The sequence below is a fragment of the Niallia sp. Kr1 genome (assembly GCF_050389805.1).
GTDB lineage: Bacteria > Bacillota > Bacilli > Bacillales > Cytobacillaceae > Bacillus_BD.
This window is the reverse complement of the sequence record NZ_CP130945.1, coordinates 2,635,779-2,647,314: the sequence shown is the minus strand read 5'-3', so window position 1 is coordinate 2,647,314 and position 11,536 is coordinate 2,635,779. Positions and strand designations below refer to the sequence as shown.

The 11,536-nt window shown below is 39.2% G+C and carries 12 protein-coding genes; 2 read left to right on the top strand and 10 right to left on the bottom strand.

The annotated features are described in order from the left end of the window. Positions 1–56: 56 nt before the first annotated feature. Positions 57–776: an AzlC family ABC transporter permease gene (locus tag Q5760_RS12755; RefSeq protein WP_428908027.1), complete on the top strand. Its 720-nt coding sequence runs from the start codon at positions 57–59 to the stop codon at positions 774–776. After that, entirely contained in the window at positions 766–1,071 is a 306-nt protein-coding gene (locus tag Q5760_RS12750; RefSeq protein WP_428908026.1) for an AzlD domain-containing protein, read from the top strand. The genes Q5760_RS12755 and Q5760_RS12750 overlap by 11 nt, the downstream gene beginning before the upstream one ends. A 55-nt stretch (positions 1,072–1,126) precedes the next feature. On the opposite strand, the gene Q5760_RS12745 is transcribed toward Q5760_RS12750, so the two are convergent. From Q5760_RS12745 to Q5760_RS12700, 10 genes are all read right to left on the bottom strand, one after another. After that, positions 1,127–2,086, bottom strand: a complete 960-nt coding sequence (locus Q5760_RS12745; RefSeq protein WP_428908025.1) for a VOC family protein — start codon at positions 2,084–2,086, stop codon at positions 1,127–1,129. 27 nt (positions 2,087–2,113) lie between these two features. After that, positions 2,114–2,899, bottom strand: a complete 786-nt coding sequence (locus tag Q5760_RS12740) for an SDR family NAD(P)-dependent oxidoreductase (RefSeq protein WP_428908024.1) — start codon at positions 2,897–2,899, stop codon at positions 2,114–2,116. Positions 2,900–2,982: 83 nt separating this feature from the next. After that, positions 2,983–3,561 (bottom strand): aromatic-ring-hydroxylating dioxygenase subunit beta, encoded by a 579-nt coding sequence (locus Q5760_RS12735; protein WP_428908023.1) that lies wholly within the window; start codon positions 3,559–3,561, stop codon positions 2,983–2,985. A 29-nt stretch (positions 3,562–3,590) separates the two neighbouring features. After that, positions 3,591–4,895, bottom strand: coding sequence for an aromatic ring-hydroxylating dioxygenase subunit alpha (locus tag Q5760_RS12730; RefSeq protein WP_428908022.1), 1,305 nt, complete (start codon positions 4,893–4,895; stop codon positions 3,591–3,593). Positions 4,896–4,977: 82 nt separating this feature from the next. Further along, entirely contained in the window at positions 4,978–5,760 is a 783-nt protein-coding gene (gene nadX, locus Q5760_RS12725; RefSeq protein WP_428908021.1) for an aspartate dehydrogenase, read from the bottom strand. A gap of 17 nt (positions 5,761–5,777) precedes the next feature. Continuing rightward, on the bottom strand, positions 5,778–7,223 hold the full coding sequence (locus tag Q5760_RS12720; protein WP_428908020.1) for an aldehyde dehydrogenase family protein: 1,446 nt from the start codon (positions 7,221–7,223) through the stop codon (positions 5,778–5,780). A 53-nt stretch (positions 7,224–7,276) separates the two neighbouring features. After that, positions 7,277–8,965: a thiamine pyrophosphate-binding protein gene (locus Q5760_RS12715; RefSeq protein ID WP_428908019.1), complete on the bottom strand. Its 1,689-nt coding sequence runs from the start codon at positions 8,963–8,965 to the stop codon at positions 7,277–7,279. Positions 8,966–9,009: 44 nt separating this feature from the next. After that, positions 9,010–9,801, bottom strand: a complete 792-nt coding sequence (locus tag Q5760_RS12710) for an SDR family oxidoreductase (RefSeq protein WP_428908018.1) — start codon at positions 9,799–9,801, stop codon at positions 9,010–9,012. Positions 9,802–9,847: 46 nt separating this feature from the next. Beyond that, entirely contained in the window at positions 9,848–10,765 is a 918-nt protein-coding gene (locus Q5760_RS12705; RefSeq protein ID WP_428908017.1) for a VOC family protein, read from the bottom strand. A 69-nt stretch (positions 10,766–10,834) separates the two neighbouring features. After that, complete coding sequence (locus Q5760_RS12700) at positions 10,835–11,371, bottom strand: cupin domain-containing protein (protein ID WP_428908016.1); 537 nt, start codon at positions 11,369–11,371, stop codon at positions 10,835–10,837. Positions 11,372–11,536: the final 165 nt, after the last annotated feature.

Genomic DNA, 11,536 nt, shown 5'->3' with positions numbered 1-11,536 from the left:
GAAATATTTATTTACATAATATTATTATATCTTTCGCATCATGGAGGTACATAGGAATGAAAACAAATTTAAGGGAGTGGCAAAAAGGGTTTAGAGATGGGATTCCCGTTGCTCTTGGTTATATGGCTGTATCCTTTACTTTTGGAATTATTGCCAAACAGTTAGGAATTAACCCTTTTGAAGCCGTGTTCATGTCGTTGACGAACTTTACTTCGGCTGGACAATTTGCCGGTATCACTTTAATCGCAACGTCAGCGGCCTTTGTGGAAATTGCAATTACTCAGTTGATAATTAATTCCAGATATTTCTTAATGTCGGCAGCCCTGTCCCAAAAAATTGATCCACACACCCCGATTCTGCAACGGATGCTCATGGCGACAGGAATATCCGATGAGGTATTTGGTTTATCCATGGCTGTTCAAGGCAAATTAAATCCTTATTATACGTATGGTATCATCAGTATTGCCATGCCTGGATGGGTACTAGGTACCTTACTCGGAGTGGTTTCAGGAAATATTTTGCCAACGAGGATGATTAGTGCGTTAAGTATTGCTCTTTATGGAATGCTGTTAGCTGTTATCATTCCTCCTGCCAAAGGGAATAAAATGTTGACAGCACTTATTATCATTTCGATGGCAGCAAGCTGGTTATTCGCAACCTTGCCAATTCTAGATACCATATCATCAGGGGTAAAAATTATCGTGTTGACCATTATCATTGCTGGACTTGCTGCGTTCCTATTTCCTGTAAAGGAGGAGGGATCACGTGAAGGTTGATGTTTTTCTATATATTATGGTAATGGCCATCGTTACGTATCTTGTGAGGGTCCTTCCTTTAACGCTGATTAGAAAAGAAATTAAGAACACATTTATAAAGTCATTTTTATATTATGTACCGTATGTTACATTAGCGGTTATGATTTTTCCTGCTATTTTAGAGGCTACGTCATCCACTTGGTCTGCCTTAATTGGTTTCATCGTTGCTATTGCCCTATCCTATTTTGGTAAAAGCTTATTTATCGTATCGCTAGCTTCGTGTCTAGTGGTATTTGTAGTGGAGTTATTTATTTAGTAGAGCGACTTAGTAGAGTGACAGGCACCCCCCAGAAACTGGAAGGCGCCTTTTTTTATTTTTTTGAGTATTTCTCTAGTAATTCAATGATGACTTTATAGTCAGAAACAGTATCCATATAGGCATAGCGCCCCTTTCCGTTATAGAAGTTTCCTTTTTGAATGACGGGGTATCCTAGTTTTTCAAGCATGGTAATCTTCTCATCCATATCCTTCACGACAAATGAAATATGATGCACGCCTTCCCCTTGTTCTTCTAAATGTTTTTTCCAAGTACTTGGTGCACTGCCTGGTTCAATTAATTCAATTTCGATTAACGGGGTTTTTATAAACATATACTTAGAATCTGCATCTGTTGGTTTACCTTCGAACTCAACTTGGCAAACCTCCCGAGGACCAGAATGAATGACGTTTGGTTTTTCGACGCCTAGTAGAGTGCAATATGCATCTGCAGCTTGATCAAGGTCTTTCACAACAAATGCCAGTTGTTCCACCCTTGTCGTACCCAATAACGGCTCCCCTTCTGGTTCAGGATCGGTAACTGGCTGTGGTTCATCACGCTCAAGAAGTTCAAATAACGTTTTATATCGATCGAAAGCGTCCGCATAGGCATAGCGTCCCTTACTTGAGGTAAATTCACCTGTTTGAAGGATTCCCAACCTATTTTTTGCCAGGATCTCTACACCATCTTTCATTGACTCTACATCTAAAGCAAAATGATGAATTCCTTCGCCCACTTCATTTAAAAATTCACGCATTGTACCTGGGTTGTGGTCAGGCTCAATTAACTCTATTTGAACCCCATCTGTGTTTATAAAAACTAATTTGCTGCGGGACTCTGTAGGCTCCCCACGGAAGACAACCTTTGATACATCACTTGTACCTGTCAAAAACCAATTTGGTTTCTTAATCCCTAATAATGTAGCGAAAGCTTCAGACACCTTTTCAATATCCTTTACAACAAAGGCAATTTGATTGATTTCGTTATTTCCAAGAATCGGTGAGGATTTAATCATATGGTTCCCTCCATTTACTCGTTCTTTCTACAGGCCACGCACAGCTAAGCCGCCATCACTTGAAATGACTTCTCCCGTAATCGCCTTTGCTTCATCAGAGGCAAGCAACACATAAGCCGCAACATGATCTTCAGGCATCTGTGCCAATTGCAATGGATTTCGTTTTCGAATACTCTTTGCTTTCGTATCGTTATCAACGATTTTAACGAATGGTCGCAACGGTGGAATGACCGACAACTCTGTTAATGTTCCGCCAGGGGCTACCGCATTGACCCGAATGTTCGGTGCGAGTTCAAAGGCAAGCTGACGCATGAATCCAAGTTGGCCATGCTTACTAGCTGTATACCAAACTCCACCGCCATCAGGATAAAAACTTGCACCTGACATACTGAAAATAATGTTGCCATTTGTTTTCTGTAGTTCAGGAAGAGCAGCTTTAATACCAAAAAAGGTTCCTTTTAGATTAATATTAAGTAGATAATCATACGCATCGGATACCGCTTCAGGAGTCACTTCAGAGAATTTAGCAAATCCATCAAATACACCAGCATTTGCAATAAATACGTCTAATTTTCCAAATTGTTCAACCGTCGCTTGTACGGCCTTTTCATTATCTTCGTATTTACTCACATCTCCTTGTACGGTTAGGATGAGATCTCCGAACTCATTTTTCATTTTTTCTAATCTTTCTTGTGAGCGGCCGATAATACTGACCTTTGCCCCTTCTTGTATAAAACGCCGTGTTACGGCTTCTCCAATTCCAGAAGCCCCACCTGTGACCAATACGACTTTATCTTTTAACAATTCTGACATGATCAACTTCTCCTATTCCCTATCAAGATCGCCTTATTAACCTAAAAAAGGCTGATTCAACCTTTTATCAGCCTTTTGTTTTTTTACACAAAAATAGCTAGATTTCTTGTGTTGATCGTCGTTTGATCAATGATAAAAAAACGTTTTGCAAGTTTCCATTCTCCATTTTCATATATAAATTCATCTTGACGTTCACCAGAGATAAGATCATGATGAATATCTGTACTGCGGCTTCGATACAGCATTAAATAGCTATTTACTTTAGCCTTTTGGTTTGGCACGTAATCGATCAATTGGACATTATTTACTAAACGCCGTGTACGAGATGGTGGAAGTTCTGCCCATGCATAATCCGTCTTTAAACGATCTACACGGATTTTTAACAACTCATAGTCATCATCAAAAGCAAACATGTCCATCGAATAATCAGGACGTTCAATTCCTTCCTTATTTACACGTACTGGCATTTGATACTGTAGACTTGAATGCATTAAACTAAACCAGCCATCAAAATTAATATCATCGAGAAGTTTCGCTTCACGATATAACCATTGTTCGAACTCGTACGTTGCTAACATCTTATCCAAACTCAACCCATTCACTCCTTCATTATTCGTTTGATCTTGCCCTTTCCATCTGGAAGAAATGAACGTCGTGTTCATTCCTTTCAGCAGGGACTAATTAATTTCTTTTAAGCATTTATTAAATCAAGCCAATATTGATAGAAATTTCGTTGGTTGGCTTCCGAAAACTTATCATCATAGACGGTTCCTGGTCCGACAAAATCCTTCACTGGTTGACGTTTCATCCCCATAGTGTAATTGTACGTAATATTCTTTTGCAGAATCATCGTTCCTGAAGCAGCTGCTGTTATATCTGTAAAAACTTCTGTATCGTCTTGTTCAAAAATGCCAGACGGACTAAAGGTTAAGACAAAAGACTCTCTTGAACGCTTCTTCCAATCTTCAGAAGCATTTTTCTCCACTAAAAACCAGGCGATTACTTCCACTTTATCTGGACCAATTGGCCTCCACTGACGAATGGACGTATTGGAAATCAATTTGCCTTTGATTTTTGTATGAGAGATTAGGAACGATAAATTAGGAAAAATATTTCCAATCATATTTTTTAAATTAGCCATAACATCGAATTGTTCTTTACTTAAATTAGATTGAAATTCAGGAATTAATTCTTCTGGAAAAGCAAAGTCGGGGTTCGGAGTTCCTAGATTTAGTCCGTGCCCATGATCTGTATAGATTTGATATCCCTTTTTCGAATAGGTTGCACTTGGAACCATTCCTAATTTCGCAATAGATCCATGGGTAACCATTGTATGATAGGAATCCCCAACAAAGTTATCAGCACCGATTTTCCAATTTGAATGAATGACAAATCGTTGCGGCGCCCCGATAACTTCCATATCAGCTCTTCCTACTAAAATATCTAAATACCATTTGAACTCTCCTAAAAACTCATCCAATGGCTCAACATTGTCATTCCAGCTTGCAAACATAAGCCCTTTATAGGATTCGAGTTTTACCTGATGCAAAGATAGCTTAGACGTATCTAGAGTGCCACCATAGATATCATTTTTCAACGGAACACCTATAAGTTCACCGTTATTTTTAAAATTAAAGCCATGATATGGACAAACGAACGATGACTTATTCCCCTTATCTGCACGGCATAATTTCATTCCACGGTGAGTACACATATTGTAGAATCCACGGACTTTTCCCTCAAAGTCCCTAGAAATAATAACGGAATAACCAGCTACATCTCGGGTAATAAAATCACCTTTATTTGGAACTTCAGACTCATGCCCAACAAACAACCATGTTTTTAAAAAAACTTTTTCATGCTCAATTTTGTAAACACTTGGATCTGCTAGAACATAAGCAGGAATTGATCCTTCACTTGGCTTAACCGTTTGATTTAAATAATCAATTATTCCGCTATTGGTCATATTTTCAAAAGAAACATCCTCTTTAATCATCTGCTTTTCCCCCTTTACTATTTCTTATCAACTTTTATTTCGCACTTTTTACCATAGTTAAAATATTCTGTTAATAAAAAAATTAACCTATTTGAATCATGGAATCTTTATTTTGTAATGTTGAAATTACACTTAAGGCAGCTAAATAGCTTGTTTTTGGATTATTAGGCATGGGGTCATTCTCCACACTAAGTGTTAACTTTCCAAAGGAACCTGTAGCTACAATGGTATGACTGTTTCGATTCGCCATCGGATCAGCGATAATCGTCACATTTGTTCTAGAAGCCCCAATTCCAGCAAGTGATAGAATGATCGATACATTTATATTTTGAGGGAATTTTTCTATCGCTTCATTTGCAGTTCCTGTAAAAATCACTGATTCTTCATCAAATGGTGCTCCAGGCAGAGCCTGTGGGGGTTTTCTTGTTGTAAGGGAAACGGTTTCCAATTGTCCTGTCGATTTAGCAGCTTTCAAAATATCAAGACCTCCAATTGCTCCTGAAGGAAGCAGAAGCCTTGTTCCTGAATGCTTACAAAGCATTTGGAGATTGTCATAGAAACCTTTATCTACTAGAGCACCTACAGAGATTACTAAAAAATCTTTACCACTTTTTAAAATTTGAGCTGCGTACTTTTTAACAACCCCTACAGTCGCTGCTTCGATAACAAGGTCAACGTCAGATTCTATAAGTTCCCTCATATCTTCTGTATAGTGGATGCCGTATTGGGAAGCAACTTGCTTCCCTATCTCTTGATTACGACCAGAAATTATAGTAATTTTAGCATCTTTAATTAAATGATTTTCATTAATACATTGAAGGAGAAACTTACCAATATTTCCATAACCGATCAAACCTATCTTCATTGCTTGTATCTCCTCTCTTAATTGGCGAATCCATAGGAATCAGAGAAATACTCCATTCCACAATGTCTTGTTTCACGAGATAATCCACTTTCCTTTGCGCCTGGAAAATCAAGATGAAGATCCTGAAAAATAGTATGATTATTATGGAATACAGCCCCTGCATCAAGTTGATCTGCCAATAAAATTGCTAAATCCTCATTTTCAGTCCATACCGATGCACGCAAACCGTATTCTGTATCATTCGCCATTTCTACTACTTCTTCAATTGTTTTAAAAGGCAGAATAGGAATCACAGGACCGAATTGTTCAGCGCGAACAATTTCACTCTGTTGATTCACTCCTGTTACAATAGAAGGAAGCATAAAATAACCTTGATCCCATGTGTCAGGGTCTAATTTAATTCCAACAGTTTTTACATTAGCACCTGAGTCCTTGGCATGTTGTATTAATCCAGTAACGTAATCAAATTGGTTTTTATTATTTAATGGACCCATCATTGAATCTGGTTGGATCCCATTTCCAACATATATGTGTTGAAACTCTTTCGTTAATTTACCTACAACTTCTTCATAACGCGATTCATGAACGTAGATTCGCTTGATCGCAGAACAAACCTGACCCGCTGCTTTCAAAATTCCCATCCTCAATCTTGTAATCGCTTTCTCATCCAAAATAGCATCATCTAAAATAATAGCTGGATCATTACCGCCAAGCTCCATGTATATTTTTTTCACAGTGCTTGCTGATTTGCGAATGATATCCTTACCTGTTTCAGTACTGCCAACAAAAGCTACCGTTCGTACGCGAGGATCTGTACAAAGGACATCGCCAATCATCGCTCCAGAACCCGTAACTACATTAATGACACCAGGAGGAAAATGGGATTCAACTACATGTAAAAATGCCATCAATGCTAACGGACAATTGGTTGCAGGTTTCACCACTACCGTATTCCCTGTAAGAATTGCAGGAACCACTCGTTTGAAGGTTAAAATAAGCGGTGAATTCCAAGGCATGATTATCGCCGCAACACCTCTAGGGCGTTTTCTGACGATCACCTTTTGAGGTCCTTGCAGTGATTCCGCTTTAGACCACTCGAATATTTCGTCTGCTCCTTGGAGCATGATATCAACACATCGTAATAAATCTTTTTTTGCTTCTACTAATACTTTTCCATTTTCACGAACATATAGTGATACATTTTCTTCAATGATCTTTTTTAGCTCTTCCGCAGCCGCTCTCATACATTCTGCTCGCTCTTCAAGTGGAGTTCGTTTCCAACTATGATAGGCTCTTTCGGAAGATTCAATAGCATTTTGAACATCTTGTTCCGAACAAAGAGCAACATGTCCAACGACTTCATTTATATTAGCAGGATTAATTACTGTGGTCTTATCTTTTGCATCAACCCAATTTCCATCGATTAAGTATTTACCTGAAACAAACGGTTCAGCCGAAATCATCCTTATCCCCTCCTTTTTCTAACAGTGGAGGGAAACCCTCCACCTAACCATATTTATAGCTTTTTAGGTTTAAATGCCTCTGCTGCTCCAGGAGGTCCACCAAATGGTTTCGCCATCGGACCGACAACGTTCATATCCACAACAATCATCGAAGGCTTCTTACGTTCAACAGCTATCTCTAATTCAACGGCGAACTCTTCACCGGACCCAATACGAGCCGCTTCAAATCCCATTGATTTGGCTAATAAAACAAAATCAGGACTTAATAAATCAACTGCAACTTGTCTTCCATATGCATTTTGTTGAATATTACGTAATACTCCGTATCCTGCATCGTCAAATAAGACAATAATCATTGGCAGATTTTCTTGAGCGGCGGTTGACATTTCACCTACATTGACCATAAAGCCGCCATCACCAGCCATTAATACAACAGGAGCATCTTTTTTCCCCATTTGTGCTCCAATCGCTGTTGGCAGTCCTTGCCCAATTCCACCGCCAGATGCATGAATGGAAGTCCTTGGTTCATAAATTTCAAACAAACGACTGCCCCATACATTCGCTTGAACGGTTACATCACGAACAAGAATCGTATTTCGAGGTAAAATTCTTCTCATACTATCAAGAATTTGTTCATAAGGACCTAACGTCTTTCTTAATTCTGCACGTAATTCATTTCTCACTGATTCCACTTCATTAAGATAATCAGGATCAGGTGTTAAAGGCTTTACGGACAATCGATTAATCAATCCTGCCAGAACTTGTTTTGCATCTCCCACCAACGAAATGGTTGCTGGATAATTACGATTAACTGCATGATAATCTGCATCAATCGAAATGTGCTCTAAAGGTGCGTTAATTTTCCAATTGGACGTTTCATTCCCGCGGAATCGAATTCCAACTGAGATCAATAAATCCGATTTCTCAATAAGCTCCTTTGTTAACCCATAGGATGCAAAGTGACCAATGCACTGAGGATGATCTTCAGAGATTGAGCCCTTTCCAGCCTGGCTTGTAACGACTGCAGCACCAACCATTTCTGCTAATTGCTTCACTTCATAGGAAGCACCGGATGTGATCACCCCTCCTCCTGCCCAGATGACTGGACGGCTTGCTTGTTGGAGCTTTTCAATCACTTTTTCTGGAAGATGCAATGTGGTATTTGTATTTGGAGATACTTCGATTGGTTCATTAATCGTATTATTTGAGATTATCGCTGATTGATAATCAATGGGGATTTCCAATGTAACTGGACCCGCTGGAGCAGATAGTGCTTCTTTTATCGCGCTCCGAACAACCGCAGATGTTTGCTCTGGATTACGTAGACGAAGAGCCTTTTTGCTTGCCCCTTCCATCATCAATAATTGATCTTTACATTCATGGATATACCCTTTTCCTGTTCCTAAATAAGGAGAGGCCACTTCCCCAGTTAAATGAAGAACGGGCACACCGGCCGCCCATGCTTCCACAAGGGATCCAGCAGCATTACCTGCACCTGTACCGGTACTCGTAATCACAACACCTAATTTTCCAGTTGCCCGCGCATACCCGTCTGCCATGTTGGCAGCTCCACTTTCCCCGCGAGAACAAACTAGGTGAATACTTCCTTCACGAAGAATTGCATCATAGATTGGCATATTATGAATACTAACGATTCCAAAAGCTACTTCAACGCCTGCACGTACAAGTTCTTGTACAACAGCATCGGCTGTTGTATATTCCATTACCGCTTGTTGTGTCATAGTGGACTCCTACCTTTAATTCATATTTTTATAGAAAAATATTACTAGAGTGCCTTTCCTAAAGCACCAGCTGTTTCAATAGTTGTACCTGAAATATAGCTCGCCTGTTTGGATGCTAAAAATAGAATGGCCGCTGATACTTCTTCCGGTTCTCCAACACGCCCTAAGGGAATGTTGCGTTTTTTCGCTAAATCTTCATAATACTCCTCGGCACTTAGCTCTGGAGCATTTTTCAATCTTCTTCTTTCCCACTGATCGGTTCGAATAACACCTAAGCTGACCGAGTTGACTAAAATATTATCTGGAGCAAGTTCTTGGGATAGCGTTTTACTCAGATTCATTAGTCCTGCTCTCGTTGCTGCTGTTGCTACCATATGACGCTCCGGTTCTTTTGATAAAGTAGCATTAATATTGATAATTCTACCGCCTCCGCGATTTTTTAAATGTGGATACGCTCCACGAATCGCATAAATAATGGCAAAGTATTTTAACTGAATTTGTTGTTCCCACTGCTCATCGGTTACATCGAAAAAATACCCCATTACACTTTGGCCTGCAGCATTTACTAATATATCAATACCGCCAAACTTTTTGGCTGTACTATTAATAAATTCATTCACATCTTCTTTATTGATCACATCACATGTCGAAGCAAAAATGGATTCGGAAGAGCCTATTTTTAGAAGCTCCTCGTATGCTTGCTGCATTCGGCTTTCATTTCGTCCACAAATGGCAACCTTTGCCCCTTCCTGCAGGAACATTTCAGCCGTTTTTAAGCCAACCCCAGAGGTCCCTCCCATAATTACTGCGACTTTTCCTTGTAGTCCTAAATCCATCCCTAGTCCCCCTCGCTTTAAAAACTCGTAATCTATTGTTCTATTATTAAGAAGAAACGAATCCGCTCGCCCAACCTGGATCTGCTTCCCCTTGCATTTTCTTTCTTGTTTCCGGCTTTGGTGGACCAGCTATTCCCCATTGATCCATTAAGTGTGGCACACGCTTCCAAACTCTAGCCTTCCATTCGGCCTCATCTTCAATCGTTTCAAGATAACATGTATATTCCATTACAAATCCTGATGGATCTTGGAAATAACAGAAAATATTATCTCCAGGTCCGTGTCTTCCAGGTCCCCAAATTTCCTGGAAACCAGCGGCTCTAACATTTGCGATCCCACGCATCAATTCATCAACTGAATTGACTTCATATGCAATATGATTACAGGAAGCATGAATATCTTGATTAAAGGCTAGTGAATGGTGCTTCTTATTACAGCGTAAGAAGACCATTTGGTGCTCACTCCAATCTGTTACCTTAAAACCAACCACATTTGTATAGAAATCAGTAATCATATCAAGGTCTGCTGTATTCATAACAACATGATTTAATTTAATTGGATCTACGTTTTTCTTTGTCCACTCTTTTATATTCGTTTCCACCCATGCAGATAATTCAATGCAGCGATTTTCTGGATCTAAAAAGCGTAAACCATATCCTTTCCCAGCTTCATCGAGATAACCTGGTTCTTGAATAATCCGTACTCCTTTAGATTGAAGAATGTCTGCAGCACGATCCACAGCGTTTTTATCAACCATGCCGAATGCTATATGATGTAAACCACGATTTTCCCCAGGATATAGACTTAAAATATGATGCTCCGGTCCAGCCCCTCGAAAATAGACTGTATCACCTTCTGTATCTGGTACTCGATCCAACCCCCAAACCTCTTCATAGAAACGAGCCTGTTTATCAAGATTTGGACAAATCAAACCAATATGTCTTAAATGGGTAATACCTAACATCACAATACCTCCCTCTTTTTCTTCCATAGAATTCGAAGGCTCCGAGTGGAGCCTCCAGATCTTTAACTATTATTCCCCTTTAATAATGGCTTCTCTTTCTTTCGCACGTGCTATACGAAGCTCCTCAAGTTCGCTTCCAACTGGATATGTTGGTAAATTTGGCTTAGGAGAACCTAGCATGACAAGCATTAATGCCTCCACATCTCCGTCATTTTTGATTCCGCGGTAAACACCTGGAGGGCTTGAGATACAATCTCTTTCATTCAAAGGAATTTCATGTACTTCTCCGCCTTCTTCAGCTTGGATTAACGCTTTTACTTGACCTCTTAAAATAAAGAATACTTCTTCAACGTCATCATGCAAATGAAGGGGGCCTACACATCCAGGAGGTAAAACCATTGTACTTAATGTAAAGTGCTGTGCTTGAATGGTATTTTTATCAGCATTTGCAGTTGCACCACGGCCGATATATCTCATTTGAGCTCTTTTATATGCCGGATCAATTTCCTCTTGGAATTTCAATACATTCCAATCCAACTTTCGTGTTTCTAATCTCGCTACATAATTTTGTTCAAATTCCTCAATTGAAAATTTTTTTGTTGTCATAATAAAACATCCTCCTTTTATTTAAAACAATAATGAACATCATAATTGGATTGTTGATCCGACGTCTTGAATACGTTTTATTTGCAAAACAAGGTTTTATTATCTAACTACATTTTATTATTGATAATATTTTTTGTCAATACTAAATATTTTGAAAATTTAAAC